This window comes from Actinosynnema sp. NPDC023587 (genome assembly GCF_040640215.1).
GTDB lineage: Bacteria > Actinomycetota > Actinomycetes > Mycobacteriales > Pseudonocardiaceae > Actinosynnema.
The window spans coordinates 208,310-233,161 of record NZ_JBFABG010000006.1 but is presented as its reverse complement, the minus strand read 5'-3'; the positions used below and the strand labels follow the sequence as shown (position 1 = coordinate 233,161).

At 70.2% G+C, this 24,852-nt stretch carries 36 protein-coding genes and 1 pseudogene; 30 read left to right on the top strand and 7 right to left on the bottom strand.

Annotated features, from left to right (window positions below):
• The first annotated feature begins 61 nt into the window (after positions 1–61).
• The 10 genes from AB0G01_RS18785 (at position 62) to AB0G01_RS18740 (ending at position 5,196) form a co-directional block, all read left to right on the top strand.
• Positions 62–304 carry a hypothetical protein gene (locus tag AB0G01_RS18785; RefSeq protein WP_360947014.1) on the top strand — a complete coding sequence of 81 codons (243 nt, stop codon included), beginning with the start codon at positions 62–64 and terminating at the stop codon, positions 302–304.
• Positions 301–591, top strand: a complete 291-nt coding sequence (locus AB0G01_RS18780) for a hypothetical protein (RefSeq protein WP_360947012.1) — start codon at positions 301–303, stop codon at positions 589–591. Before AB0G01_RS18785 ends, AB0G01_RS18780 begins: the two co-directional genes overlap by 4 nt.
• Positions 588–998: a hypothetical protein gene (locus tag AB0G01_RS18775; protein WP_360947010.1), complete on the top strand. Its 411-nt coding sequence runs from the start codon at positions 588–590 to the stop codon at positions 996–998. Before AB0G01_RS18780 ends, AB0G01_RS18775 begins: the two co-directional genes overlap by 4 nt.
• Positions 995–1,336: a hypothetical protein gene (locus tag AB0G01_RS18770; protein ID WP_360947008.1), complete on the top strand. Its 342-nt coding sequence runs from the start codon at positions 995–997 to the stop codon at positions 1,334–1,336. The genes AB0G01_RS18775 and AB0G01_RS18770 overlap by 4 nt, the downstream gene beginning before the upstream one ends.
• The gene (locus AB0G01_RS18765) at positions 1,333–1,776 is read left to right on the top strand and encodes a hypothetical protein (RefSeq protein WP_360947006.1); all 444 of its coding nucleotides are present in this window, start codon (positions 1,333–1,335) and stop codon (positions 1,774–1,776) included. Before AB0G01_RS18770 ends, AB0G01_RS18765 begins: the two co-directional genes overlap by 4 nt.
• Positions 1,773–2,528, top strand: a complete 756-nt coding sequence (locus AB0G01_RS18760; RefSeq protein ID WP_360947004.1) for a hypothetical protein — start codon at positions 1,773–1,775, stop codon at positions 2,526–2,528. Before AB0G01_RS18765 ends, AB0G01_RS18760 begins: the two co-directional genes overlap by 4 nt.
• A complete protein-coding gene (locus tag AB0G01_RS18755) occupies positions 2,525–3,133 on the top strand; it encodes a hypothetical protein (protein ID WP_360947002.1) in 609 nt (202 codons plus the stop codon). Before AB0G01_RS18760 ends, AB0G01_RS18755 begins: the two co-directional genes overlap by 4 nt.
• Positions 3,126–3,602, top strand: coding sequence for a DUF6221 family protein (locus AB0G01_RS18750; protein WP_360947000.1), 477 nt, complete (start codon positions 3,126–3,128; stop codon positions 3,600–3,602). The genes AB0G01_RS18755 and AB0G01_RS18750 overlap by 8 nt, the downstream gene beginning before the upstream one ends.
• Before the next feature lie 438 nt (positions 3,603–4,040).
• Entirely contained in the window at positions 4,041–4,727 is a 687-nt protein-coding gene (locus AB0G01_RS18745; RefSeq protein ID WP_360946998.1) for a hypothetical protein, read from the top strand.
• Between the two features lie 40 nt (positions 4,728–4,767).
• Positions 4,768–5,196, top strand: a complete 429-nt coding sequence (locus AB0G01_RS18740; protein ID WP_360946996.1) for a hypothetical protein — start codon at positions 4,768–4,770, stop codon at positions 5,194–5,196.
• An 81-nt stretch (positions 5,197–5,277) separates the two neighbouring features.
• Here AB0G01_RS18740 and AB0G01_RS18735 read toward each other — a convergent pair whose 3' ends face one another.
• The 5 genes from AB0G01_RS18735 to AB0G01_RS18715 all read right to left on the bottom strand — a co-directional run bounded on the left by AB0G01_RS18735 (position 5,278) and on the right by AB0G01_RS18715 (position 8,479).
• Positions 5,278–6,201, bottom strand: a complete 924-nt coding sequence (locus AB0G01_RS18735; protein ID WP_360946994.1) for a hypothetical protein — start codon at positions 6,199–6,201, stop codon at positions 5,278–5,280.
• A gap of 78 nt (positions 6,202–6,279) precedes the next feature.
• Complete coding sequence (locus tag AB0G01_RS18730) at positions 6,280–6,630, bottom strand: hypothetical protein (RefSeq protein ID WP_360946992.1); 351 nt, start codon at positions 6,628–6,630, stop codon at positions 6,280–6,282.
• Positions 6,631–6,709: 79 nt separating this feature from the next.
• Positions 6,710–7,066 (bottom strand): hypothetical protein, encoded by a 357-nt coding sequence (locus tag AB0G01_RS18725; RefSeq protein ID WP_360946990.1) that lies wholly within the window; start codon positions 7,064–7,066, stop codon positions 6,710–6,712.
• 78 nt (positions 7,067–7,144) lie between these two features.
• Positions 7,145–7,876 (bottom strand): hypothetical protein, encoded by a 732-nt coding sequence (locus tag AB0G01_RS18720; RefSeq protein ID WP_360946988.1) that lies wholly within the window; start codon positions 7,874–7,876, stop codon positions 7,145–7,147.
• Between the two features lie 180 nt (positions 7,877–8,056).
• Complete coding sequence (locus AB0G01_RS18715) at positions 8,057–8,479, bottom strand: DUF6011 domain-containing protein (RefSeq protein WP_360946986.1); 423 nt, start codon at positions 8,477–8,479, stop codon at positions 8,057–8,059.
• Positions 8,480–8,580: 101 nt separating this feature from the next.
• Here AB0G01_RS18715 and AB0G01_RS18710 point away from each other — a divergent pair, with 101 nt between their 5' ends.
• From AB0G01_RS18710 to AB0G01_RS18695, 4 genes are all read left to right on the top strand, one after another.
• Positions 8,581–8,823, top strand: coding sequence for a hypothetical protein (locus AB0G01_RS18710; protein ID WP_360946984.1), 243 nt, complete (start codon positions 8,581–8,583; stop codon positions 8,821–8,823).
• A 3-nt stretch (positions 8,824–8,826) separates the two neighbouring features.
• A complete protein-coding gene (locus tag AB0G01_RS18705; protein WP_360946982.1) occupies positions 8,827–9,336 on the top strand; it encodes a DUF6221 family protein in 510 nt (169 codons plus the stop codon).
• A gap of 103 nt (positions 9,337–9,439) precedes the next feature.
• Positions 9,440–9,736, top strand: a complete 297-nt coding sequence (locus AB0G01_RS18700; RefSeq protein ID WP_360946980.1) for a DUF6221 family protein — start codon at positions 9,440–9,442, stop codon at positions 9,734–9,736.
• Between the two features lie 151 nt (positions 9,737–9,887).
• Positions 9,888–11,288, top strand: a complete 1,401-nt coding sequence (locus tag AB0G01_RS18695) for a phage terminase large subunit (protein ID WP_360946978.1) — start codon at positions 9,888–9,890, stop codon at positions 11,286–11,288.
• Positions 11,289–11,295: 7 nt separating this feature from the next.
• On the opposite strand, the pseudogene AB0G01_RS18690 reads toward AB0G01_RS18695, so the two are convergent.
• A pseudogene (locus AB0G01_RS18690) lies at positions 11,296–11,399 on the bottom strand.
• The gene (locus tag AB0G01_RS18685; RefSeq protein WP_360946976.1) at positions 11,390–11,755 is read right to left on the bottom strand and encodes a helix-turn-helix domain-containing protein; all 366 of its coding nucleotides are present in this window, start codon (positions 11,753–11,755) and stop codon (positions 11,390–11,392) included. The pseudogene AB0G01_RS18690 and the gene AB0G01_RS18685 overlap by 10 nt, the downstream one beginning before the upstream one ends.
• Before the next feature lie 266 nt (positions 11,756–12,021).
• On the opposite strand from AB0G01_RS18685, the gene AB0G01_RS18680 reads away from it, so the two are divergent.
• The 16 genes from AB0G01_RS18680 to AB0G01_RS18605 all read left to right on the top strand — a co-directional run bounded on the left by AB0G01_RS18680 (position 12,022) and on the right by AB0G01_RS18605 (position 24,727).
• Positions 12,022–12,228 (top strand): hypothetical protein, encoded by a 207-nt coding sequence (locus tag AB0G01_RS18680; protein WP_360946974.1) that lies wholly within the window; start codon positions 12,022–12,024, stop codon positions 12,226–12,228.
• Entirely contained in the window at positions 12,225–14,279 is a 2,055-nt protein-coding gene (locus AB0G01_RS18675) for a phage portal protein (RefSeq protein WP_360946972.1), read from the top strand. The genes AB0G01_RS18680 and AB0G01_RS18675 overlap by 4 nt, the downstream gene beginning before the upstream one ends.
• 92 nt (positions 14,280–14,371) lie before the next feature.
• Positions 14,372–15,592, top strand: a complete 1,221-nt coding sequence (locus tag AB0G01_RS18670) for a head maturation protease, ClpP-related (protein WP_360946970.1) — start codon at positions 14,372–14,374, stop codon at positions 15,590–15,592.
• Entirely contained in the window at positions 15,589–17,064 is a 1,476-nt protein-coding gene (locus AB0G01_RS18665) for a phage major capsid protein (protein ID WP_360946968.1), read from the top strand. The genes AB0G01_RS18670 and AB0G01_RS18665 overlap by 4 nt, the downstream gene beginning before the upstream one ends.
• A 39-nt stretch (positions 17,065–17,103) precedes the next feature.
• A complete protein-coding gene (locus tag AB0G01_RS18660) occupies positions 17,104–17,619 on the top strand; it encodes a hypothetical protein (RefSeq protein ID WP_360946966.1) in 516 nt (171 codons plus the stop codon).
• 12 nt (positions 17,620–17,631) lie between these two features.
• Positions 17,632–18,084, top strand: coding sequence for a hypothetical protein (locus AB0G01_RS18655; protein WP_360946964.1), 453 nt, complete (start codon positions 17,632–17,634; stop codon positions 18,082–18,084).
• A 5-nt stretch (positions 18,085–18,089) separates the two neighbouring features.
• Positions 18,090–18,755: an SAP domain-containing protein gene (locus AB0G01_RS18650; protein WP_360946962.1), complete on the top strand. Its 666-nt coding sequence runs from the start codon at positions 18,090–18,092 to the stop codon at positions 18,753–18,755.
• Between the two features lie 14 nt (positions 18,756–18,769).
• A complete protein-coding gene (locus AB0G01_RS18645) occupies positions 18,770–18,913 on the top strand; it encodes a hypothetical protein (protein WP_360946960.1) in 144 nt (47 codons plus the stop codon).
• Positions 18,914–18,971: 58 nt separating this feature from the next.
• Positions 18,972–20,018, top strand: a complete 1,047-nt coding sequence (locus tag AB0G01_RS18640; RefSeq protein WP_360946958.1) for a hypothetical protein — start codon at positions 18,972–18,974, stop codon at positions 20,016–20,018.
• A 1-nt stretch (position 20,019) separates the two neighbouring features.
• On the top strand, positions 20,020–20,400 hold the full coding sequence (locus AB0G01_RS18635; RefSeq protein ID WP_360946956.1) for a hypothetical protein: 381 nt from the start codon (positions 20,020–20,022) through the stop codon (positions 20,398–20,400).
• 6 nt (positions 20,401–20,406) lie between these two features.
• Positions 20,407–21,654 (top strand): DUF4082 domain-containing protein, encoded by a 1,248-nt coding sequence (locus AB0G01_RS18630; protein ID WP_360946954.1) that lies wholly within the window; start codon positions 20,407–20,409, stop codon positions 21,652–21,654.
• A 31-nt stretch (positions 21,655–21,685) separates the two neighbouring features.
• Positions 21,686–21,964, top strand: coding sequence for a hypothetical protein (locus AB0G01_RS18625; RefSeq protein ID WP_360946952.1), 279 nt, complete (start codon positions 21,686–21,688; stop codon positions 21,962–21,964).
• Entirely contained in the window at positions 21,957–23,333 is a 1,377-nt protein-coding gene (locus AB0G01_RS18620; protein ID WP_360946950.1) for a hypothetical protein, read from the top strand. Before AB0G01_RS18625 ends, AB0G01_RS18620 begins: the two co-directional genes overlap by 8 nt.
• Positions 23,330–23,788 (top strand): hypothetical protein, encoded by a 459-nt coding sequence (locus AB0G01_RS18615; protein WP_360946948.1) that lies wholly within the window; start codon positions 23,330–23,332, stop codon positions 23,786–23,788. Before AB0G01_RS18620 ends, AB0G01_RS18615 begins: the two co-directional genes overlap by 4 nt.
• Before the next feature lie 4 nt (positions 23,789–23,792).
• Positions 23,793–24,200, top strand: a complete 408-nt coding sequence (locus AB0G01_RS18610; protein ID WP_360946946.1) for a hypothetical protein — start codon at positions 23,793–23,795, stop codon at positions 24,198–24,200.
• A 32-nt stretch (positions 24,201–24,232) separates the two neighbouring features.
• On the top strand, positions 24,233–24,727 hold the full coding sequence (locus AB0G01_RS18605; RefSeq protein WP_360946944.1) for a hypothetical protein: 495 nt from the start codon (positions 24,233–24,235) through the stop codon (positions 24,725–24,727).
• Positions 24,728–24,852 lie beyond the last annotated feature (125 nt).

Genomic DNA, 24,852 nt, shown 5'->3' with positions numbered 1-24,852 from the left:
TCACCCCATGATCAATCTCTCGTGTTAGTGCAGTAAGTACTCGATTCAGGAGGAGTCCGCCGTGTTGAACGTCGAAGGTCGCCACCCCGCTGTGCAGGAGTTCGCCGACATGTTCGAGGTCGATCACCTTGACCCCGGTCTGCCGCGCGAGGTGAGCGCCTTGTTCGGCGAGCAGGCGCAGCAGCTGCTCGACCTCCTGCCGGATGGCCTTGGGCTGACGCGGGCGCTGCACCGGCTGTGGGAGGCGAAGAACGAAGCCGTCTTCCTCGCCGTCCGCACCCAGCGCAAGGCGGACGAGGCGTGACGTCATCATCGGAGTCCCTGGCCGGTGTCGTGCACATCGCGGGCAACGACGTCCGGGTGGACCACTTGCTGCGCCAGCGGTGCTCCTGGTGCGGCCTGACCCTGGTCGACTACGACCTGACCCGCGTGGCCGTGCCGGAAGGCCACGACCCGACGCCAGCGACCTGGCCGGTCGGCGGACTGGTGCTGGTGGACGGCAACATGAAGGCGACCGTCGGCGGCATCGGCCAGGACGTGAAGCTTCCCGCCAACGCATGCGCGCTCATCGACCCGACGGTGACGGCATGACGGCCGGCTACGCGATGTGGCCTGCCTCCGGCTGGCGCGAGACGAAGCTGCTCACCCCGGAGGACCTGCCCAACCTGCTGCTCGACCACCTCGACCGGGTGTGGTCGCAGCGCAAGCCGTACACGGTCCAGGTCCCGGTCTCACCCGAGTTCGTCACTGACGAGCCCGCGATGAAGTACGTGCGGAACACGCTCGCCGGCGCGGTCGCGGAACTCCTCGAACCCGACCAGCGGACCGCGATCACCACCACCGGCGTCCAGTGGTGGATCCGGCCGGTCGGGAGCGACGAAGAGGAGTTCCCTGTCCCGGAGTCTCGCCTGGGCGAGTTCAGGGACCAGCCCATGGTGATGGTCTTCGCCAGGGTGTCGGGGATCAGCGTGCCCGCGTACATCGGGGGGACCTGGTGAGCCTCCACGGCACCGACGAGTGGGCCGGGCCTGACCGGTGGCGTGCCGCCGTCTCCCACTACAACCTGCCCACGGACTCGCTGGCCGTCCAGATCGGCCGCCCCGGCACCGACGGCTGGCACGTCATCACCGGACTGGGCCACCTGACCAACACCACGCCGCTGTCGTTCGACAAGCCGCTCACCGTGCGGGAGCTGGCCCGGATCAAGCGCCGCTGGCTGCTCGCCTACAAGCTCGGGGACACGACCGTGCTCCATGACGACGGCACCGGCACGGAGTGGCGCGGCAGCAAGGGCTGGCGGCGGTGCTGGATCAAGTTGAGGATGTGGATCGCGTGACCGGACAGATCGGCCAGCCCTTCGCCCTGACGGAGGGGCAGCGCGAGAACCTGCTGTGCCACTTGTACGTCGTCTTCTTCGCACCCCCGATCGAGTTGTGCGGCTGCGGCGACCCTGAGGCGGGCGTCCGCCTGATCCACGAGTTGCTGAAGCTCTACGACGAGCCGGGCTTGATCTACGACACCGTCGGCGCGGTGCTCGGCGACAACGCCGGCGTGCAGCAGGTGGTGCTGTCCTTGCTCGGGGCAGCCGAGTTGACCATGTGCAGCACGACGCTGTGGTCCGCGTACCTCCTCCCTCGCGGCAAGTGGGTGTTGTGGGCTGTGGCACGGCTCGAACAGGCCGCGGTGAGTTGGGCTGACAGGCTCGACTCCGAGGGCTCCGGCTACCCGCACAACGGGCACGCCTGCGTCGATTCCTGCTGGGAGATACCGAAGTGACCGCGCGCAAGCCGCTGATCGACGGCATGACCGAGGCTGCGATGAACGCCCAGGCGCGGCGCTTATGGCCGGACCGGAGCAGCCTGGAAGAGCGTGCCGCCCCGCTGTCGGAGGAAGCCGTGTTGGAAACCACCGGTGTAGCACTGAGTGAGAAGAGCCGGGCGCAGTTGCGTTTGAAGGCGGGCCTGCTGGAATCGCTGGTAGGTGCCCGCGCACAGGAGGTCGAGCGCTGGGGCCGGTTCACGGGCTTCGTGACCTTGACGAAGGGACAGTGCGAGGAACTGTTCGACGCCCACCACCTGTCCGACGACTGGGAGGAGACCGCGACACCCGGCACCAGGATCGGGCCGATCCTCGGCGACGTCCCGGTGGTGCTGGTCGCCACCGTCGAAGAATCGACTCCGTGGAAGCTCGGGTGGCGGCCACAAACCAGGGAGCAGGAGCCGTTGCTCGTGCAGAAGCTGGCCGTCTACACCGAGGTGTCGTGCTGCCTGCTGACCGACTCGACCGGCAAGAACCACTGCACCCACACGCCCCGCGAATACCCGCCGCTGTCGTGGAGGTGGCGCGCCCGCGAGCGGTGGCACAACTTGCGCGAGCGGGTGGCCCAGTGGATCGCAGGCGACCGCTGGCCAGCCGACGACGAGACCGCCGCGGCGGTGCCTGGCACGCCCGTGGGCGGATCGGCTGCCACCTTCGAGGAGTACTTCGGCCAGGGGATGGCTCGCGCGCTGAAGGAGTTCGAAGGGTGACCGCGCCGTTCGGAGGGGACGAATGGCCCGACCTGCTGGCCAGAGGCGGACCGGTGGACTGGCTCGACGTAGGGGTCGCCGCACCCCCGGGTTTCCTCACTCCGCAACGACTCCGCGATGCCCCGTCGAAGCGGGAGCTCGCCGCACTCGGGTCGATCGGCACGCGCTACGAAGGCCCGTTGACCGGCCACGAGGAACGGCGCGAGTTGCCCGTGGCCGGTCAGATCACGTGGGACACGGTCGTGGACCTCTACAAGCAGTTCGGCCAGGCCGACGACGTACCGAAGGTCGTGGTGATCCCCGAACGGCAGTGGGAGGCCCTGCGCCGCGCGGTGTCGCCCACGCTGGCCTCGGAGATGGCGACCACGCTGTCGTTCGTCACCGCGCCCTTCGGAGGGCTGCGAGTCGTCGTCGCACCCACACCCCGCACTCGTCGCGTTCCGGTCCGGCGCACCGGCCCGCTGCTCGGCTGTCGAGCACGGCACGCCGGGGCGCTCCGCGTGGCCCGGCTTCAGCGGCGCGTCGACCGACGAGCTGCCCGCCGACGCCGGCCGGTCGCGTCGGTGGCCTACGCCGTCGTGACGTCGGAGGTGACTCGTGGTTGACCTCGCCACGCAGGTGCTGTCGGCGATCGACGCCGCCGAGCGCGACGCGCGAGCCGCAGCCTGGAAGGACGCGGACTGGGTCATAGCCTGGCAACCTGTCCCGAAGCCGGACGAGGAGATCCCCGACCCGGTGGTGCTCGCCGACGGCAAGCCGATCATCCGGCTCCACACCGAGTACGCGGGACACCTCGCGGTCGACCACGTGGTCCGCCAAGACCCGACGGCCGCGCTCCGACGTTGCGCAGCCGACCGACGCACCGTCGAGCGACACCGCCCCGTCCCGGACCACGGCCGGTTCAGCGACGACTGGGCCGACAACTGCCCCAACCCGGACGACTGCGCCCACTACGAACGCCCGCCCGTCTGCACCTGCTGCTGCGACAACACGGGCGACCCGGTGCCTGCGCCTTGCCCGGACCTGCTCGACCGGGCAGACGCCTACGGAATCACCGCAGTGGCGCGGGCATGACCGGCAACCGGCTCGTGGCCCTCGTGCTCCGTGTCCTCCACGTGCCGTGCGGCGACTTCGGCGGCCAGTGGCCCGACCGTCGGACCCGCTGGTGCCTGAAGACCTTCGGCCACTCGGACAGCCACGCCTACGACTTCACGGAGCAGCCGCTACGACGCGCACGGCTCCGCGCGCAGGGTTGGGGTACTGCAAGGGAGGCCGAGCGTGGTTGACCGCACCTCGCAGCGGGAGCCAGCTCGGGTGCTCACGCGGACCAGGCCCCGGCGCAGCGAGTGCGTCGTGCTGATGATCCGTCCGTTGAGCCTGGTCCTGTTCGGTCGACGACGCCCCTAGTTCGTCGGCTCCAGTGCTGCACGCCCCCGCCGGTGCCGCGCGGGTGCCCGCGCTGGCTCGGCAGGTGGGTGACGCCCTCCGGACGCAGCGTGGGATTGTGCCCGGATGCGGTGGAACGTGGTGGTAGCGGCCTGCACAGCGATGGTCGCGCTCGTCTCCCTGGGGTTCATGATCGACGCGGGGACGTGGTTGGACAAGGACGAATGGGCGGCGCTCGGCCAGTGGGCTGGCGGGATCGGCTCGGCCGCGGCGGTGATCGTGGCGCTGTGGATCGCGCATCGCGATTGGACACGAGCGAGAACCGCTGAAGCCGCGGAGCATCAGGCGCAGGCGCTCCTGGTGCTCGCGGAGGTGGTGGACAAGGAGATCCGTGTGACGAACCACGGCTCGCGACCGGTCTTGCGGCTGGTGGTGCCACGCCTGTACTGGCCCGGCGGAGGCATCCGAGCGGATCGTCACGAGTTCGCGCCGCCGGTGAAGTCGATCCTGCTCCCAGGCGGTACCTGGAACGCCCCGCTGCCGAACAGCGGCACGCCCAAGGGCAACATGCTCATGATCATGAAGATGCTGGCGGGAGGCAACGGGGTATCCGCAGAGCTGCGCTGGACGGACTCCCACGGCAACCACTGGGCACGCCGTGGCGAGGAGGCACCGCGGCTGATGGCCGAGTCGGACTGGACACGACTCGGCGCTGACGAAGTGGTCCGCGAAGTCGACCTGGCGGGGCAATCGCCTTCGGCAGGCCCGCGCAGTATCGGTGCGCCGCTCGACGACCTCGATGACGACGACTGACGACCCGGCGATCGCCGACGGTTGGCAGTAGAGTGCGCGCGTGCCGAGCCTGGAACCGTGCCCGACCTGCGGCAGCGACGTGCTCAAGCTCCCCTACGGGGACAACCCCGACGTGCTCCTGGCCATCGAGCCGCGCGAGGTGCTGACCTCGTACGTCCCCGAGCCAGACCGGTGGGCTTTCCTCCGCGGCGTCGGCTTGGTGTGCCTCGACGGCGTGCTGACCCAACCGACGCGCTGCTTCGTCATCCATCCCTGCTCGAAGTACTTCGCCAACCGAGGCAGCGGAAGCACTCCTACGTCACGCTCTACCCCCACGTCACCGTCCCCGCGCGCCCCGCGCGACCCGGATCGTCCCGCCCTCAAAGGCCGCCAGCAGATCATCGAACGCGGCCGGGAGACCGACCGCCGAGAGCGCGAACGAGCACACCAACGCCGGTACGGACGCGACGATCCGAACCACGGCCGCTAGCCCCGGCTCCAGCTCGCACACCGAAACGACGCTGGGAGCGCCCACCGGTTCCGGCGAGGCGCTCCCAGCGTCGTCATGCGGTCACGCGCCGCGCAACGCGGCCCGCATCTCCTCCAGCAAGCCCCGGACGTCGTGGTGCAAGCACTCGCCGTCCCAGTCCTGGAGCCGGAGCGCGGCGGTGATGTAGGCGCGTCGCACCTTCTCCAGCTCGGCGCGCAGCGCGGAGTTCTCGGACTCCTCGCCGCCGGCCTCGCGCAGTTGGTCGGCCAGGGTGGTGATCCAGCCCGCGTCGTCCTCGCACACCCGCGTCGGCTCGGCGTCGCTGGCGAACTGGACCTCGTGGTACGGGTGCCACTCCAGACGAATCCTGCTGTTCTCGTCCTCGTGCTCCCGCCAGCCCACGACGCCCGTGTGCTTCGGGTCGTGGCGCATCGCGCACAGGTACGACTTGGACAGGTCGGCTACCTCGTCGGTGAGACCCTCGCCCAGCTCCTTGCGCAAGAACGCGGGCTTGTCGTGGAACGTGACAGCGGGCGCGGTGTCGTCCTGGTTGTGGACCTCGGGCACGGGGGTGGCGGTGTGCGGCGTGGACTCGGTGACCTCGTGCGTGCCGGTCGGGGTGATCATCGTGATCGCGTGAACCATGCCGCCGCTCTCCCGGATGCTGGCGGCGCTGGTCAGGGCTGCCGTCCGGCGGTCGGTACCGCGCTCGATAAGCAGCGTGCCGGACTTGCCGCCCACGTTGGTGTACGCCACGTGGTGGTCGCAGACAGCCGGGTCGATCGACAGCGTGTGCCAGAGGTTGCCGTTCACCAGGACGACGTAGGTGCCGTCTTCGTTGTCCCACAGCCGGGCGTCGGGGCACTGGGCGAGCACGATCCAGGCCGCAGCGGGCGTCGAGACGGCTCCGGCGGGGTCGCGGACGAGGTCGTGGCGGCGCGCGGTGTACACGCCGGCCTTGATGGCTGTGATCATGCGGGTGGCGTTGCGGCGAACGATCTTCACGAAGTGCCTTCCCGTCCAGGGTGGTCGGTCGATCCGCCGTGGCGAGGGCGCGTCCCGGTCCGCGCCCTCGCCACGAGGTCAGGTCCAGCAGCCGCGCCAGCAGTGGGCGTCGCCGCACCCGTGCGGGTACTGCGCGACGTGGTCCGCGCGCACGGCGTCGCGGCGGGCGGTGCTTGGGGTCCGCGAGCGCACCATCCACCTGGGCGCGGATGCGGTGCGGGATTGCGTGCCGGGGGCGGTCTCGACCAGTCCTTCCACCACGTGCGCACCCTCGTGCCCGGCGTCCCCCGACTCGCACGAGTCGGGCCCCCACGCCACCAGCGCGCCGACGACCTGCCCCTCCCAGAGGTAGGCGACCAGCACGGTGCCGACGATCTCGCCGCGCCGCAGCGGGAACTCGACGGTCGCGTCGGCCAGGAACTCAGGCATGGGGATATCCCGGGATGTAGTGGGCTGGTGAAGTGGGTGCCCCAGGCCATCGCGGCCCGGGGCCTCGCGGCAGAGGCGGCTACGCGCCGCGCAGGACGTCGGACACGAGCCGCTGTGCCTCGACCAGGTGCCCGGTGGCGGTCTCGCCGTCCCACGGCGGCAGGTCGGAGCCGCCGCCCCGGCTGTACTCGTCGGAGACGACCATCTCGGCCTGGATCAGGCCGCTGCGGGCGTGGCCGAGCGCCGTCTCCAGTCGGGCCGTCTCCTCGTCACGCCGGGACAGCACGGCGTGCAGCGCGGCGACGATCCGGGTCCGGCCGGCCCCCGGCAGCACCAGGTCGTCGCCGATGTTGTTCTCGATGGCCGCGACAAGGTGGTGGACGTCGACCTCGGTCTGGGTGGGCTCGGCCGTGGTGCGGGGCTTGTTGTTCGACAAGGTTTCCTCCGTGGTGCAGTGGACCGGCTGAGCTGCCGTGGCGTGGGCACGTCCCGATCCGTGCCCCACCACGACGGCTCAGCGGCAGGTGTAGACGCCCCAGCAGGCGGCCTTGCCGCAGTACGGGTCCCAGCCCGACCAGCAGTCGCAGTACTCCGGGTCTTGGCCGGGGGTGAGCAGGGTGCTCGCGTTGGTGCGGGCGTCGGCGATCTGGTCCGGCGTGTCCGCCGGGCCGATGCCCACGGAGTGGTGCGCGGAGTTGTGGTTGGAGTCGTAGGCGGTGACCCGGTAGGTCGACCAGGACCGGCAGCCGTGGGTGCGGCGGATGACGGCGAACTCGATCACGCGGGTGCCGCCGGTGACCGTGGCGGTGGCGACGACCTCGCGGGACACGACCTCGCTGTCCGACACCGCAGGCGTAACCGGCGGCGTGGACTTGGCGCGGGTGCGGCGACGGCGGGTGGGGGCGGACTCGGGCGCGTCGACCGTCACGTGCACCCGGCGGGTGCAGCCGCCGGTCCGCTGGACGGCGATGTCGGCCCGGGTGCCGGGGACGATCTCGATCGGCCAGGTGATGCCGGTCAGGCTCGCGCACTGCTGCTCGGTGCGCCACGCCCCGGCCTGGGTGCGTCCGGGCCGGATGGTCAGGGTGACCGTGATGGCCACGTCGGGGGCGAGCTGCTCCCGGACCGCCCGGGGCAGCGGCAGCCGGCCGCCGTCGATGTGGGCCTGGGTGAGCCGCACGGTGCGGGCGGTGGTCGTGTCCTCGACCTCGAAGTCCGGTCCGGTCACGGGGATGGTGGTCGTCATGTCGTCGCTCCAGGATCGGGCGGCTGCGGAGTTCGGAGCCCGCAGCCGCCGTGTGGGTGGGGATTGGTTCCGGTCCCCTCGCGGTCCGTAGGACCGTGGTGCCGTCTCCGCGAGGGGGTCGACCTGGGCCACGGCCCGGTCGACGGACGGACTCCGGCCGGGTGCCGGAGCCGCCCAAGCTCAGGCCGCAGCCGCGAGGCCGGTCGCGGCGCGGCGGGGGTGGATCGACTGCAGGTTCGCGGTTGCCGTGAGAATCGCCGCCGCGATCCGGTGGTAGCAGGGGTGGATGCTCCGCAGCCCGGCCGGGCAGTTGCAGGCCTGCGGGGCTGCCAGGTAGAAGCCGTCGCCCTTCGAGGCCGCGACGCGGAACACCGGGGTGTGGCGGGTGCGGATGGCGACGATGCCGCCGTCGGCGATCACCTGCTCCGCCTTCTCGATCGCGGCGTCCTTGAACCCAGCCGTGGCCTCGGCCTTGATCGCGGCGCGGATCTTGGTCTCGCAGCCCCGGCCGTACCCCTTGGCGATCGAGCGGGCGGCGCGGAGGACACGGCCGCAGCGGGTGCACCGGGTGGTGGTGGCGGGGGCTGCGGTCGTGGTGGTCATCTCGTCCTCCGGTCGCTCAAACTGTGTAGCTACACAGTAACCCGAAACCTTGTAGCTACACAAGGGGTCTGTCAAACTCCGTAGCTACAGAAGGAGGTGGAATGGGCGACACCACCAAGCCCCGCCAGGTCCGCATCCCCGATGGCTACTGGGCCACGTACGAAACCGTGTGCGCACGCCTTGGTCGCACGCGTGCGGAGGACATCAACGACCACATCCGGGCCCTGGTCGAGGAGCACGGCACCCCGGAAGAAATTCGCCTGATCGAGCAGGCCGACCACGAACTCGCCCAACGCCGCTCCCGCAAGGGCGGCAGACCATCCATCACCGCACCGGAGGAGTAGGACGTGGCCATCACCACCTCGACCGAGTTGGCGCACGGCGTGCGAGCCGCAATCGAGGTGCTGGAAGAAATCGCGCTCGCCGCGGTGAAGGAAGCGGCCACCGCCGATCGCCCCGAGGGCGTGGCCGAGTGGGTCACCTACGACGGCACCTTGCGCTATAGGGGAGGTGATTCCCTCGCGATCGGACCGTGGAACGGCGACATCCCTGCGGCAGCATGTGCGCTCGTCGCTGGCCAAGATCCCGCCGCCGTACTCCGCCGATGCGCCGCAGACCGGAAGTTGGTCGCCGAGGTGGCTTCGTGGCGGCACACCTACATCGAGGAGGACACCTGGTACTCGTGTGCCGTCGCGGTCGATCCGGAAGATCCTGAGCAGCGCCCGGGTGGCGGCTCGGCCAAGCCGGACGACACCCGACCGGACACATGCGACTGCGGACTGGAGGGCCGGAGGCTCCGGATTCTCCGCCCGCTCGCCGAGGGCTACGGCATCACCGGCACCGCTCAGGAGGAGTGAAGTGGGCAACCGGAACACCCCCCGACCGGACAGACTCGCCGTCGACGAATTCGTGCGGTGGCTCCTACGGCAGATCGCCATGAGCGCGCAAAGCGCCCGAGCGATGCCTCACGCGATCGAGCACATCCAATCCCTCTGGTCGCCAGCGCACCTGCTCGCCCAGTGCGAGGCGCACACCGCGATCCTCGACCGGCACCACGCCCGCACGGTCATGGTGGTCGACTACGAGTACTACGAACCGGGTGCGCAGGCGTGCGCCGAGTGCACCCAAGTCGACGGCCCGTTCGACCTCTCGGACGACCCGGACTACGTCCTCCGCCGCTTCCCATGCCCGACGTGGCACGACGTGGCCTTGGCATATCGGCACAACAACGGCTACCGCGAAGAGTGGCGGCCATGATGAAGCAAGGCACCCAGATTTGCCGCTGGCTGGCGCGATCGTCCGCGGGCACAATCACCTCTCGAACCGCCTTCTCTGGCCACGTCCGCTTCGCGGCCTCTCTGTAACCTGATGTCGCAGCCCCCACCTGCACCGATGGTGGAGGTGTGCTGTGACCACGGTGGTGGAGCACGACTACGCGCCGCGCGGCACGGCTCGCCAGGTCATGGAGTGCCGCGATGGCGAAGTGCTCGTCGCCGGCCCGGCAGGGACGGGCAAGAGCCGCGGGTGCATCGAGAAGCTGCACACGATGTGCCTGCTGAACCCCGGCATGCGCGCGCTGATGATCCGCAAGACCGCCGTGTCGCTCACCTCGTCGGGGCTGGTGACCTACCAGAAGCACGTGGCGGCAGAGGCGATCGCCGCCGGGGTCGTGAAGTACTTCGGCGGCTCCTCGAAGGAGCCGCCCGCGTGGAAGTACGCCAACGGCAGCGTCCTGGTGGTGGGTGGCCTCAACGACCCGTTGAAGATCATGTCCACCGAGTACGACGTGATCTACATCCAGGAGGCGACGGAGGTCACGAAGGAGGACTGGGAGTCCTGCACCACTCGACTGCGCAACGGGGTCGTGTCGTTCCAGCAGCTGCTCGCCGACTGCAACCCTGACTCCGAGACGCACTGGCTGTACCTGCGCTGCCAACAAGGCCAGACCCGGATGCTGGAATCACGGCACTGGGAGAACCCCACCTACTTCCACGAGGACGGCACCCCTACCGACCGGGGCCGTGACTACGTCCTGGGCAAGCTCGCCAACCTCACCGGCGTCCGGCGGGCCCGGCTGTACGAGGGCCGGTGGGTCAGCGCCGAGGGTGTGGTCTACGAGCAGTTCGACCGCAGCGTGCACCTGCTCGAACGGTTCGACATCCCCGAGACCTGGCGTCGGTGGTGGACGGTCGACTTCGGCTACACCAATCCGTTCGTGCTCCAGTGCTGGGCCGAGGACCCCGACGGCCGGATCTACCTGTACCGGGAGATCTACCACACGCAGCGCCTGGTCGAGGACCACGCCCGGGACATCCTGCTCACCGTCACCAAAGTGGTCGGCGACGTGCCCGACCGCGAGGTGCTGACCGCCAAGGACATCCGCGAGGACGTCGCCGCGAAACGTCGCGTGTGGATCGAGCCGAAGCCCCGCGCGGTGATCTGCGACCACGACGCCGAGGACCGGGCCACCCTCGAACGCCACCTCGGCATGTCGACCACCGCCGCGAACAAGAAGGTCAAGGGCGGCATCGAGCTGGTGCAGTCCCGGCTCAAGTTGGCTGGCGACGGCAGGCCGCGGCTGTACCTGCTGAAGAACTCGGTGGTGGAGCGCGACGTCGAGCTGGACGACAAGCTGCAGCCCTGCTCCACCGAGGAGGAGCTACCGAGCTACATCTGGGACACCAAGGGCGGGGTGAAACCCAAGGAACAGCCGGTCAAGGAGAAGGACCACGGGATGGACGCCAAGCGGTACATCGTCGCCGAGCTGGACGCCGAAGGCCGGCCGCGTGTGCGGTTCATGGGTCGGTGAACCTCGGTGGTGAGAGCCGGACTCGAACCGGCACCCTCCGTCACCCCGCAACAGCTTCATCCCGGGATTCGCTGCGCATCGACGGTGCTCTCCCTGCTGAGCTATCTCACCCTGGTGGCTGCCCTTGGGTCATAGCCTGGACCGGCCGGTCGGCCTGTGCGCTGGGGAGCCTCGCCGGCTCCCGGTGTACGGCCAGGGCTGTGCCGGTGTGCGACGTCCTGATCGTAGCCGGGGCCCGGGTCGTCCTCGGACTTGTCCGCGATGTAGGAGATCAGCGAGCTGGTGACCACGACGCGGCGGCTGCCGACCAGCTTCGTCCGGACGGGGAGCTGGCCGTGCTGGAGGAGCCGGTAGGCGTAGGCGCGGCTGACCCGCAGAGCCCACGCCGCATCCTCGACGCTGACCATCGCGGGCCACAGGCGGATCTCGTCGAGGGTGGGTCCCTGGGGCCGTTGACGTGGGGGCATCGCGGCTCCTCGGGTGGGGATCCGTAGTAGACACAATGGACACCACGGACGTTATTTACGCTGGTAGACAGCATAGACGACTGTCTCGCCCGGAGCTTGATCGTGCGAGACACTGCGCCCTACCTTGACCGCATGTCGGACGTTCGCGTGCGGGTCGCAGTCGGTGCGGTGAGCCCCGACGTCCGAGCCCGGTCCCGGACGCCCGTCTCCGTCGTGGGGGCGGAGCGGGCGTCCGTCTACTCCGGTCGCCCCAGTCGGGGGTGCCCGTGACGATCCGCAAGCTCCGCCTGCCGCGCCGAACCGCAGTCAACATGGTGGTGGGGCTCGGCGCGATCGTCACCGGCCTGTGGCTCATCGTCGCCACGCTGTTCGGAATGGCAATCGGCGGCGGCGCGGGCCTCGTGCTGTCCGGGTTGGCGCTGCTGCTGATCGAGGCGCTGAGCGACCCGCCGGACGACCGGGGGCGGCGATGAGGAGCCTGTTCGGGCGCTTGGGCGCGCCGGTCAACCAACCGCCCGTGCCGTACACGCAGCGATCGACCCGCTCCGGCCTGGCCGGGTTGTTCGGCGGCGGCACGAGCACGACCAAGACCGCAGCGCTCAACGCCTACCGGGGCGTCGGCACCCTGTTCGGGATCGTCAACCGCACGTCGAACGCCACCTCCCAGGTCGACTGGCACCTCTACCGCAAGGCGAAGTCGGGCAAGAAGGAAGACCGCGTCGAGGTCACCTCGCACGCCGCGCTCGACCTGTGGAACCGGCCCAACCCGTTCATGCCGCGGCAGGAGTTCGTCGAGACCTCCCAGCAGCACGTCGACCTGGCCGGCGAGTCGCCGTGGGTCGTGGCCTACGACCAGCGCGCCAGGAACCTGCCGCTGGAGCTGTGGCCGGTCCGTCCCGACCGGATGGAACCTGACCCGCACCCCGACAAGTTCCTGACCGGGTGGAAGTACACCGACCCCGACGGCGGCGAGATCCCGCTCGGGCTCAAGGAGGTCATCCACCTCAGGATGCCCGACCCCATCGACCCGTTCCGCGGGTTCGGCCCGGTGCAGTCCATCCTCGTCGACCTCGACTCGTCCCGTTACACCAGCGAGTGGAACCGGAACTTCTTCCGCAACTCCGCCGAGCCGGGCGGAATCCTCGAAGTCGACAAGCGCCTGTCCGACGAAGAGTTCGACGAGATGACCACCCGGTGGAACGAGCAGCACCGCGGCGTCGCCAACGCCCACCGGGTCGCGGTCATCGAGCAGGGCAAGTGGATCAACCGCACGTTCACCATGCGCGACATGCAGTTCGCCGAGCTGCGCGGCGTCGCACGGGACACGATCATGGAAGCGTTCGGCTTCCCCAAACCGCTGCTCGGCATCGTCGAGGACGTCAACCGGGCCAACGCCGACGCCGGCGAGTACGTGTTCGCCAAGTGGCTGGTCGTGCCGCGCCTGGAGCGCATCAAGGGCGCGCTGAACAACGACCTGCTGCCGCTCTACGGCGACACGGCCCGGGACCTGGAGTTCGACTACGACTCGCCCGTGCCCGACGACGACGACGCCGAGAACGCCGCGCGCGAGTCCAAGACCAACGCGTTCAAAATTCTTGTGGACGCGGGCGTGGAGCCGGACGACGCGGCCGAGATCGTCGGCCTGCCCCGGATGCGGATGCGGACCGCCCCCGCACCGGCACCCGCGCCCGCCGGCAAGGCCGCGGACACGTCCGCCGACGCGCAGTGGCAGAGCATCGTCGCCCGCCTGGTACGCAACGCCGACGACCCGCCGGACGACGACCCGCCCGAGGTCGACCTCTCCGCCACCCAGGCCGCATTCACCGCAGCCTTGGACCTGCTGCTCCTCCAGTGGGTCGGCATCGTGGCCGACTGGATCACCGAGCTGATCCAGCAGATCGTGGACATCTTCCGCAGTGGCGGCGACCGCACCCAGCTCGCCGACATCGAGGTCGCCACCGCGCCCGCTGTCGACGCGCTGCAGGACGCGATGACGGACCTGGGCGAGACCGCAGCCAACCTGGTAGTCGACGAGGCCGCCGAGCAGGACGTGAACCTCGACCCGGTGTGGCCGGCGCGTGCCGACTACGCCGAGGACGCGCGGCTCACCGTCGACCTGCTCGCCAGCGGTATCGCGACGTCCGCGGCGCGCGAGGCGCAGCGTGTCGCCGGACCCGATCCGGACGCCGACCAGGTCGGTGAAGCCGTGCGGACGCACCTGGAGTCGCTGACCGACGCCGAGCCGCGCAGGGCCCTGGGCGGGGCGCTGCACTCGGCGGTCAACCACAGTCGCTTCGCCACGTTCGCGGCCGGTCCGGTCGGCGCGCTCTACGCCTCCGAGGTGATGGACAGCGCCACCTGCGGGCCGTGCAAGGCGATCGACGGCCGTTGGATCTGCAACACCGACGACCTCGCGCCGCTCTACGCCCTGTACCCGCTGGCGGGCTACGTCGACTGCAAGGGCCGCGAGCGATGCCGCGGCACGGTCGTGGGCGCATGGCGTCCCGGAACAGGAGAGGCGTGATGGGGCGGCAACAGCGGCTGAAGATGCAGCGGCGAGGCGGTGCGGTCGTGAACCGCCTCGTGCCCACGGTGGAAGGAACGAGCGGGCAGCCAGTGCTCCGTGCCGACCGGGCGCGTGCGGCGCGTGAGCGTGCCGCAGGGCATCGCCCGTCGTGCACGTGCGGCGCGCAGGTTCCGGAGAACCGCGACTGGTTCTCGATCCGGAACTTCACCGACCAACCCAACCGCGCGGCCATCTACCTGTTCCAGGAGATCGGCTACTGGGGCGTCTCCGCGTCGGAGTTCGTGCAGCAGCTCAACCAGCTCAACGTCGACTTCCTGGATGTCCACATCAACAGCCCCGGCGGCGAGGTGGACGACGGCGTGGCGATCTTCAACGCGCTGCGGCAGCACCGTGCCCGGGTGACCGTCTACATCGACGGCCTGGCCGCGTCCGCAGCCTCGTTCATCGCCATGGCCGGTGACGAGGTCCTCATCTCCCAGTTCGCCCAGGTGATGATCCACGAGGCACACGGCCTCGAGTTCGGCGACGCCGCCGACATGCGTGCGATGGCCGACCTGCTCGACCGGTACTCGGACAACATCGCCGCGATCTACGCCTCGCGCTCCGGCGGCCCGACCGCGCAGTGGCGCGAGTTGATGCGCGTCGAGACCTGGTTCACCGGCGCGGAGGCGGTCGACGCCGGCCTGGCCGACGACACCTACGACCTGTTGTCCGCCGACGAGTCGGACGAGGACGAGCGGATGGCGGTCGCCCGCTGGGACTTCAGCGTGTTCGGCTTCCGCCACGGGGGCCGTGCTGCGGCCCCGGCCCCGCTGCTCCCCACCAACCAGGTCGCCGCCGTCGAGCCCCGGGCGGACGATGCCGGGCAGGACGCCGCCGTCGAGGACGTCGACACCACCGCGCCTGGTACGCCCGGCGCGGACGGCAACCCGCCCGCGCCACAGGACTCCGGCGCACAGACCGAACCCGTCGCCGAGCTCAATGTTGAGACCGAAGTCGACCCGGCGAGCACGGCCACCGACCCGGTGGAGCGGCGGCCGGCCGACGAGGCAGCCGCTCCGGACGAGGCCGCCCCCGAGCCCAAGGACGCCAGGCCCGAGTCCGCCGAACCCGACGATCAGCCCGACATCGTCGACACACCCACGTCGGACCCGTCCGGGGACGTGTCCGCAGATGCCCCCGACAGCGAGCCCGCACTCGACGACGCCGGTACGTGGGCGCAGCTCACCGCCGGCCTGACCGCCGCCTCGTCCGATCCGGACGACCTGTTCGCAGATTTCACCAGAGCCCTGAAGGGGGCGGAAGCATGAGGACCACTCTGTCTCCGGGGCGGCGCGCGCTGCTCGCCGCACGCGGTATCGACCCGAGCCGGGTCGGCCGGGTCACCAACCGCGCCAACCTAGCCCCGCCGCCCGGCGTGCCGGTCCCGCGCAACGCCGAAGAGCTGGCGGAGATGGTCGCGGACCCCACCCGCATCAAGGACGTGCTCGCCGACCGGGCGGCGTTCGGCGGGTGGGTGCAGGCCTACGCCGACCAGCAGCAGGGCGAGGGCACCGAGCTGCGTCGCATGGTGGCGGAGGAGTCCCAGCGGCAGCTGGCGAACCTGCTGCGGGAGAACGACGTCAGCCCCGAGGGCGAGGAGCAGATCAAGCGCCTCAACCTCAGCCCGCAGAGCCCCACCGCGGCCCGCCGGATGCTCACCAGCTACCGACAGGCCACCGCGCACAACCCGAAGGCACCGGGTGCGCTGCTGGACAACCGGTTCCCCAGCGCCAACGAGTTCATCTACAACATCTGGCACCTCAACCAGACGCCCGAAGCCATGGCGACGCGGGCGGAGATCAGCAACGCGTTCGGGTCCGTCGTGCCGTCCGACGGCGGGTTCCTGGTCCCGGAGACGCTGCGCTCGCAGCTGCTGGAGATCGCGCTGGAGGAGTCGGTCGTCCGTCCGCTGGCGACGGTCGTGCCGATGGAGTCGGCACGCGTGCCGTTCCCGATGATCGACTCGACCACCAACGCCGGTTCGGTGTTCGGCGGGATGCTCGCCTACTGGGGCGAGGAGGGTGCGGCGCTGACCGAGTCCTCGGCGAAGTTCGGACGCATCGTGCTGGACGCCCGCAAATTGACCGGGCTGAGCGCGGTGCCCTCGGAGCTGCTGCAAGACAGCCTCATCTCGTTCACGGCGCTGATCGAGCGGCTGTGGCCGCAGGCGCTGGCCTGGTACGAGGACGTCGCGTTCATGACCGGGAGCGGCGTGGGCGAGCCGCTGGGGTTCCTCGGCGCGGGCAACAACGCCTCCGTCGCCGTCGCGGCGGAGACGAGTCAGGAAGCCGACACCATCTACGCCGAGAACATCATCAAGATGTACTCGCGGATGCTGCCCGCCTCGTTGAACCGGGCGGTGTGGATCGTGTCGCCGGAGGCGATCCCGCAGCTGTACACCATGGCGCTCAGCGTCGGTACCGGTGGCGCGCCGGTGATGCTGGTCAACGCCGCGGGCCCCGGCCCGGCCACCATGCTCGGCCGCCCGATCATCGTGTCGGAGAAGGCTGGCCGGCTCGGCGACCGCGGCGACGTCGCGTTCGTCGACCTCGCCTACTACCTGGTCGGCGACCGGCAGCTCATGACCGCCGCGTCGTCCACCGACTACCAGTTCGGGTCGGACAAGACCACGTTCCGGATCATCCAGCGGGTCGACGGCCGACCGTGGCTCCAGTCCGCGATCACCCCCCAGAACGGCGGCCCCGCCCTCTCGCCGTTCGTCGAACTGGCCGCGCGCTGACCTGCGCCTGCGCCCCACGTACAGGAAGGAACGATCCTCATGGCACAGGCGGCTCTCGGCCGGCTCTTCGACATCAGCGTCGGCTGGTCCCCGGTCGACGCGCAGACCGCGCAGACGGGTAAGCGGGTCTCGCTGCGCAACGCGGGCGGCTGCACGATCGTGGTGATCAAGGCGGCTGGCACGGCGGGCGACGACCACTCCTACGACCTCCAGCAGCACACCGCCTCCAGCGGCGGCACCACCGCCGACCTGGACATCATCACCTCGTACCACCTCAAGGACGAGGTGACCCTCGACGGCGACGAGACCTGGGCCCGGCTCGCGCAGGCCGTCGCGAGCGAGATCACCGAGGCCGGCGCGGCGGGCACCTCCGCCGAGCACGAGCAGATCCTCGTGATCGAGATCGAAGCCACCCAGCTCGCCGACGGCTACGACTACATCTCGCTCAACAGCGGCGGAGAGGGCAGCAACGCCCAGCTGTCCACCTGCATCTACCTGCTGCGCGACCTCATGGCCCAGCGCGCCCCGGTCAACCTCGCAGCCCCGCTGTCCTAAGGAGACGGACGCATGGCTCCCACTCCCACCGCGCTCAAGGCGATTCGGCGGATGCTGCTCGGCTCCGACCCGATCTCCAAGGCCACGGGCACGCTGGCCGCGACCACCGTGCCGCTGTTCACGATCGCGGGCGGCCGCGTCATGGTCACCAGCCTGATCGGCGTGGTCACCACGGCGATCACCGTGGCGAACTCCTACAAGCTGCAGAACAACCCGACCACGGGCGACACGTCGGACATCGTGGCCGCCACCGACATCGGCACCACCGACACCGCGGCGGGCACCGTCCTCGGTTTCGACGGCGCGCCCGCCTCGTCGATCGTCCGCGGCGCGGCCGGGCTCTCCCGCCGGCTGATCCTTCCCGTCGGCCAGATCGAGCACGTCTCGGCCGGCACGGACGGCGCGATCACTTGGTACCTGACCTACGTGCCGTACGACGACGGCGCGTCCGTAGTCGCGGCCTAGTCGTGATGCCGGTCTGTGGGCAGTGCGGGACCCGCTACGCGATCGGCGTGGCGGTGTGCCCGCACTGCGCGTCCACCGAACTCGCGGACGACACCGTAGGCCGCGTGCCGGCCGCGGTCACGGCCGGCTGCACCTCGGACGGCTGCCGGATGGCGGGCCAGAAGCGGCGCGTACTCCTGCGCCGGGCAGCGGTCGGCGTGGTCGAACTGCCCACCTATCTGTGCGAAGTGTGCGGAAGCCGGCTCGCGCTCTGGTGGCCCGGTGAGCTGAGAGAGGACCCGAAGATGGCCAAGGTCACTGTCCACGGCGGACCGAGCAACGCGGCCGACCCGAACGGGCCCGACGTCGCGCCGCCCAGCCGGGTCGCCGAGGAACCCGTCGAGCGGTCGGCCGACCAGGGTGACGTGGTGACGGTCGGCGAACACGGCCCGGAACTGGTGGTGGGCGAAGGGCACGGGCACGTCGAGCCCACGCCGGACGTCGAGCCGCAGCAGTCGCCCGACGAGAGCGGGGACGACACGGCCGAACACGTCGCCGAGCCGGACTACGAGGCGCGGACCGCCGTGCAGCTGCGCGCCGAGCTGGCCGACCGGGGGCTGTCGACTGCGGGTCTCAAGCCCGAGCTGATCGCCCGACTCCGCGAGCACGACGCCAACCCCGGCACGCCATGAGCTGGGAGCAGCTGTTGGACATCAGTCGCGAAGCAGCGGCGCTAGTACGGGAGGACGTGGCCCGCACGCCGACAGCCTGCCCCAACGACGGCGAACCGTTGGCGCGCAACAGCAACGGCGTCCTGCACTGCCCGTTCGACGGCTGGCGATCCACCTGACCGCTGGGGGCCCGGGGCGGACGGGCCCCCAGCACCCCACACCGAGAGGAGGTGACCGATGGCCACGATCCCGTGGTACTGCTCGCGCGAGGACGTGATGGGCGCGACGGACTCGAAGTTCACGGCGCGCGACACCGCACGGGTGGACCGGGCCGTCGCCGCCTCCTCGCGCGGTATCGAGCTGACCCTGCACCGCAAGTTCTACCCGTGGACCGGGACGCGCACGTTCGACTGGCCGAACGACCAGCACGGGACGTCGTGGCGTCTGTGGCTCAACCAGCACGAACTCGTGTCGGTGTCCGGCATCGTCACCGGTGGAGTGACGCTCGCGCCGGCCGGTTACCTGCTGCGCCCAGACGCCGGACCGCCGTACACCCGCGTCGAGATCAACCTCTCCGGCGGCGCATCGTTCGGCGCGGGGGCGACCCACCAGCGGGCCATCAGCATCGCCGGAGTGTGGGGCTACGACGCAGACACCGACCCCGTAGGTTCGCTTGCCGTCGCGGTGTCGAGCACCACCGCCACGAGCATCACGGTCACCGACTCGGCTGCGGTCGGCGTCGGCCACATCCTGCTCGTGGGCTCCGAGCGCATGATCGTGACCGGCAAGCGAATGGCCAGCACCGGCCAGACCGTCCAAGCCCCACTGGCGGCGCAGCAGAACGCCACCACGCTCGCCGTGGCCGACGGCTCCACCTACGCCTACGACGAGGTGGTGCTGCTCGACTCCGAGCGGATGCTCATCGTCGACATCGCGGGCAACAACCTGAGCGTGCGCCGGGCGTGGGACGGCTCGACGCTGGCCGCGCACACCGGGTCGACCATCTACGCCGGCCGCGCGCTGACCGTCGAGCGCGGAGCACTCGGCACCACCGCAGCCACCCACCTGATCGGCGCGCCGATCGCACGCCACCACGTGGTCGATCCGGTCCGGCAGCTGTGCATCGCCGAGACCATCAACACGGTGCACCAGGAGCTCGCCGGCTACGCGCGGCAGATCGGCGCGGGCGAGACCGCCCGCGAGTCCTACGCGCGAGGCCTGCGCGACTTGCGCGCCGAGGTGTACGCGGCCTATGGCCGCAAGGCCCGGATCCGGGCGGTGTGACATGACCATCGTCGTTGTCGCGTCGGGGCCGATGTTCAACGGCCGCGCGGTCGAGGCGTCCGGCGAGTTCCTGGACGCGGCGCTCGACGAGGTTGCCGGCCAGGGCTACGCGAACGTCATGAGCAACCTCAACGCGTCGATCCAGAATCCGACTCCGTACTACGAAACCCAGGTCACCGTCGACCGTGCGGGCAGCGACCGGGTGGTCCACGACCGCGACGTCATCTACGGGCCGTGGCTGGAAGGCACCGGCAGCCGCAACTCACCGGAGACCTCCTTCCGGGGCTACCGGTCGTTCCGGCGCGCCGCCGCTCTGCTGGACAAGCAGGCCCTGGAGCTGTCCGAGCACGTGCTGCAGCGCTACCTCCCGAGGATGAGGTGAGCGCCCGTGCCGAACGGCTGGGACGGACCTGACCCCGTCGAAGCGTCCGACCTGGACGACTACGAGCTGGGCACCCGCTACCGCGCGAACGTCGACCTCACCCTGACGCACGCCCGCGTGTGGACCGGGGCCAGCGAGATCAACATCTCCAACCGGCGCGCGCGGGTGTGGACCACCGGCGGCGCGCAGCTGGGCATCGCGACCCTGCCGGACGATCTCGGCAGCGGGTGGACCACCCACGCCTACGACGCCCCGGTCGAGATCGCGGCCGGGACGCAGTTCGTCGTGTCGTTCGCCACGGGCGGCAACGAGGGCGCGGCGGCCGGTGCACTGGTCGCCGACGTGAACTCGGCCGACAGCGCGCTGACCGCGCTCGCCGCGGGCAGCGTGACGCCTGGCAACGGCCTGTACCACCTGACCCCCGGAGTCTTCCCGAACACCGGCAGCGGCAACCAATCCTTCTACGGCAGCGACGTCGTTTACGAGCTGGGCGTGGGCGGGAACACCGCGCCCAGGATCACGCAGATGTCGGTGACGGCGAACGGCGCGCTGGCCGTGGCGACGGTGGTCGTTGAGGACGACGAGAGCCTGGTCGGCGCGACCTACCGGTACCGGTGGGGCGACGGGACCAGCGACACCGTCACGACCCACCCGATCGCGTCGGCGCAGCACACCTACACCGATTCCGGCGTGTACGCCGTGACCGTGACCGTGACCGACGCGGACGGCGCGCTGGACTACGAGGCCCGCCCGGTCGTGATCGTCGTCCCGGACATCGGCGTCAATCCGTTGACGGAGGCCGTGATCGCGGGCGTGCTCGCCGCGGTCGAGACCCACGCGCTCACGTCGGGATGGTTCGAGACGGTCAACGGGCACGAACCGATTTCACGGCCCGGCTACGGGGTGTCGGCCGCGGTGTGGATCGACGCGCTCGGACCGGTGGCCGCGCGGTCCGGACTGCACACCACCTCCACCCGCCTCGTGCTGGCGGTCCGGATCTACACCGACGGCGACGCGCCGCCCCACGACTGGATCGACCCGCGGGTCACCGCCGCGACCGCGGCGCTGATGGGCGCGTACAGCGGCGACTTCACCCTGGGCGGCGCGGTGGCCGAGGTGGACCTGCTGGGCGCCTACGGGCAACCGATGGCGGCGCAGGCCGGGTGGCTGAGGTTGGACGACGGGGCCCGGATGCGGGTCATGACGATCACCATGCCGGTGATCGTCAACGACGTGTGGGAGCAGGTGCCCTGACGTGTGGAACGAAGGTCAGCCGGTAGTCACCGTGACGAACACGGTGCTGGACGGAACGGTCGTGCGCTGGTTCCCGGACCTCAACTCGGCGCAGATCCAGCGGCCGTGGATCTGCGCCTCGCACCACGGGGTGCGGGTGGGGCCGAGCGTCTACCTGACCGAAATCCCGGACGACGTTGTCGACGCCGCCCGCGCCGCGTGGCGGGAACTGACCTCCGGTCGTGGCGGTGACCTCGCTTACCTCGCGACGCATCGCAGCCGCACGGTCCCGAACGGGCCGCTGATCCCCGTGGAGGACACCGATGGCTAAGAGCAACGGGCTGGGGATGCAGCTCTACGTCGACGGCTACGCGATCGGCGACGACACCAAGGAAATCGGCGAGATCGGCGGTGGCCCGGCCGCGCTGGACTACACGCCGATCACCAAGTCGGCCATGGTCCGGATCGGTGGCCAGCGCGACGGCCGCATGAACTGGACCGCGTTCTTCAACCCCAGCAACGGTGAGACGCACGACGTGCTCGGCGCGCTGCCCACCTCCGGCCGGTACGCGATGGGGTGCATCGCCACCACGATCGGGTCGCCAGCGGCGAGCCTCTACGGCAAGCAGATCAACTACGACCCGACCCGCCCGCAGGACGGCTCGCTCTCCGTCGCGGTCAACGTGCAGGGCGACGGGTACGGGCTGGAGTGGGGCGAGTTGCTCACCGCCGCGCCGCGCCACGACACCGCCGCCACCGACGGCTCGGGCGTCGAGTTCCCCGGCCAGGCGTACCTCCAGTTGCCCGGCAGCTCCGGGAACACCGCGACCACGCCGGACGCCGCGGCGCTGGACATCGTCGGCGACATCGACATCCGCGCGCACATCGCGGCCGACGACTGGACTCCCGCCGCGGACAGCGCGATCGTGGCCAAGTTCCTGACGACGGGCAACCAGCGCTCCTACTCGCTGCTGCTGTCGACCGCTGGCGCGCTCGTGCTCGCGTTCAGCACGGACGGCACCGCCGTGATCAGCAAGACCTCGACCGCGAACCTGTCCGCGCTCGCCGCCGGGGCGTCGGCGTGGGTCCGCGCCACGATGGACGTCGACAACGGTGCCAGCGGCTACACCGTGCGCTTCTACACCAGCACCGACGGCACCACCTGGACCCAGCTCGGCCTGGACGTCGTCACCGCCACCGCCACCTCGATCCACGCGGGCACCGCAGTGCTGGAACTGGGGTCCCGCAACGGTGGCACGACCGACCTGCTCGCGGGGAAGGTGTTCGAGGCCGAGGTGCGCACCGGGATCGGCGGGACCGCCGTCGCGCACCCGGTCGCCACGACCTCCGGCATCACCGACCTCACCGGCCTGGTGTGGACGGTCAACGGCACCGCCTCCCTGTCCAACCGGACCGTGCACGGCCTGCAGGCGTACCTGCACGTCGTCGCCTTCACCGGGGCCGACGCCACGATCAAGCTGCAGGAGTCCAGCGACAACGGCGCAACCGACACCTGGACCGACGTGGTCGGCGGCGCGTTCACCGCAGTCACCACCGGCCCGCAGGCGCAGCGCATTCAGACCGCGCGCGGGCTCACGGTCGAGCGGTACCTGCGCGTCGTCTCCACCACCAGCGGCGGGTTCACCTCGCTCGTGTTCGTCGTGGCCGCCGTCAAGAACGAAACGGAGGTGCTTCTGTGATCAACCGCATCCCGCCCCGGCTCAGCCCCGCCGCCATGATCACGTTCGCGACGGCGGCCCCGCTCGGGCCGACCCGGCACTGGCGGAAGGCGTCATGTCGGGAAGTCGACTGCAAGCACTGGCGCGAGGGCTGGATCAGTGCATTCGACGAGTCGGACCCCGACCAGCACGCCAAAGCCCAGTACGTTCGCAACTTCTCCGGCCGCCGATTCACCGAGACCCGCGACGAGCAGGGGCGCACCATCTTCCGGTTCCACACCGAGCAGATGTGTTTCCACGCGGACAGCCACGTCATCCGCGACGAGGACGTGCCCCCGCTGTACGTGGCGCGCGGAGGCGACTGGCGGCAGGACACCAGCGCAAGGGTGACCGTCCACTCCGGGCCCGATCCTTGGCTGGACCACATGCAGACCAACCTGGAGCGCGTCGCGGCGCGCTTGGAACCCGGGGAGTAGAACGATGGCCAAGATCAACGGTCTCGGATGGACCACCCTGAGTGTGGACGATTCGGGCGGTACCCCCCGAGACATCCGCAACGACACCACCAACTTCGACTTCGCGATGCCCCGCGCCGTGCAGGACGTCACCGGCGTGGACAAGTCCGCAATCGAGCGGCTGCTCAACCTCGCAGACTTCTCCATCAACCTCAACGCGGTCTTCAACGCCGCTGCGAACGCCTTTCACGCCGTGTTCAAAACCGTGCCCAGCACCAGCGTCGCGCGCACCGTGTCGCTCGCCATCGCGTCGCAGACGCTGGCGAACGAGTGCCTGCCGACCGACTACCAGGTCACCAGGGCAGCCACGGGCGAACTGACGTGCGCCGTGCCCTTGGTGCTCGCCGACGGCACCGTGCCCACCTGGTCCTAGCCCCCAGCCCATCCGCCGAAAAGAGCACAGTCATGGGATTCACAGGACGGATCATCGAGCTGCGCTGGCCCGGGGACCACGCGCTGCACGACATGAAGGTCGACATCCGGCCGCCGTCGGTCGCCGCGCTCGATTTCCTCGGCGACCGGCCGAAGGTGGACGACAACGACGCGTGGGAGGCGTACGCCCACCGCAAGGTCGAACTGTGCGCCGAGCACGTCGTCACCTGGAACCTGGAAGACGGCGACGGGCAACCGTTGCCGCGCACGGGCGACGCGCTTCGCGGGTTCGACGGTGGAGCGATCATCGAACTGCTCGACGCCTGGGCCGACAACGCGCGCGTCCCGAACCCGTCCAAGGCCGAGAACCCGGCCAGCAAGCAGGCGCGGGAGCCGATCGACCCTTTGGCCGTGACCTCCGCTCCTGGCTCGCCCATGGGTTCGAGTTCGGCGGTGGAGGCGTCGATCCCCGTTCTGGACGTCCCGTCACCCGACCCCGAGAGGTCGGAATCGCTGAGTTCTACCTGACCGTCTGGGAGCGGTTCGGCTGCGATCCCGACCGGTTCGACCAGATGGACAGCCGGGTCATGCGGTGGCTGGAGATCGACTCGCTCGTGCGGCAGCGGCGCGCGGAGACGCAAGCGGCTTGAGGA

Excerpts from the sequence above, each read along its gene's own strand:
- AB0G01_RS18775 (WP_360947010.1), top strand. The coding sequence starts at position 588 with ATGACGGCCGGCTACGCGATGTGGCCTGCCTCCGGCTGGCGCGAGACG.
- AB0G01_RS18745 (WP_360946998.1), top strand. The coding sequence starts at position 4,041 with ATGCGGTGGAACGTGGTGGTAGCGGCCTGCACAGCGATGGTCGCGCTC.
- AB0G01_RS18730 (WP_360946992.1), bottom strand. The coding sequence starts at position 6,630 with ATGCCTGAGTTCCTGGCCGACGCGACCGTCGAGTTCCCGCTGCGGCGC.
- AB0G01_RS18720 (WP_360946988.1), bottom strand. The coding sequence starts at position 7,876 with ATGACGACCACCATCCCCGTGACCGGACCGGACTTCGAGGTCGAGGAC.
- AB0G01_RS18715 (WP_360946986.1), bottom strand. The coding sequence starts at position 8,479 with ATGACCACCACGACCGCAGCCCCCGCCACCACCACCCGGTGCACCCGC.
- AB0G01_RS18710 (WP_360946984.1), top strand. The coding sequence starts at position 8,581 with ATGGGCGACACCACCAAGCCCCGCCAGGTCCGCATCCCCGATGGCTAC.
- AB0G01_RS18700 (WP_360946980.1), top strand. The coding sequence starts at position 9,440 with ATGCCTCACGCGATCGAGCACATCCAATCCCTCTGGTCGCCAGCGCAC.
- AB0G01_RS18685 (WP_360946976.1), bottom strand. The coding sequence starts at position 11,755 with ATGCCCCCACGTCAACGGCCCCAGGGACCCACCCTCGACGAGATCCGC.
- AB0G01_RS18675 (WP_360946972.1), top strand. The coding sequence starts at position 12,225 with ATGAGGAGCCTGTTCGGGCGCTTGGGCGCGCCGGTCAACCAACCGCCC.
- AB0G01_RS18665 (WP_360946968.1), top strand. The coding sequence starts at position 15,589 with ATGAGGACCACTCTGTCTCCGGGGCGGCGCGCGCTGCTCGCCGCACGC.
- AB0G01_RS18660 (WP_360946966.1), top strand. The coding sequence starts at position 17,104 with ATGGCACAGGCGGCTCTCGGCCGGCTCTTCGACATCAGCGTCGGCTGG.
- AB0G01_RS18655 (WP_360946964.1), top strand. The coding sequence starts at position 17,632 with ATGGCTCCCACTCCCACCGCGCTCAAGGCGATTCGGCGGATGCTGCTC.
- AB0G01_RS18650 (WP_360946962.1), top strand. The coding sequence starts at position 18,090 with ATGCCGGTCTGTGGGCAGTGCGGGACCCGCTACGCGATCGGCGTGGCG.
- AB0G01_RS18640 (WP_360946958.1), top strand. The coding sequence starts at position 18,972 with ATGGCCACGATCCCGTGGTACTGCTCGCGCGAGGACGTGATGGGCGCG.
- AB0G01_RS18635 (WP_360946956.1), top strand. The coding sequence starts at position 20,020 with ATGACCATCGTCGTTGTCGCGTCGGGGCCGATGTTCAACGGCCGCGCG.
- AB0G01_RS18620 (WP_360946950.1), top strand. The coding sequence starts at position 21,957 with ATGGCTAAGAGCAACGGGCTGGGGATGCAGCTCTACGTCGACGGCTAC.
- AB0G01_RS18610 (WP_360946946.1), top strand. The coding sequence starts at position 23,793 with ATGGCCAAGATCAACGGTCTCGGATGGACCACCCTGAGTGTGGACGAT.
- AB0G01_RS18605 (WP_360946944.1), top strand. The coding sequence starts at position 24,233 with ATGGGATTCACAGGACGGATCATCGAGCTGCGCTGGCCCGGGGACCAC.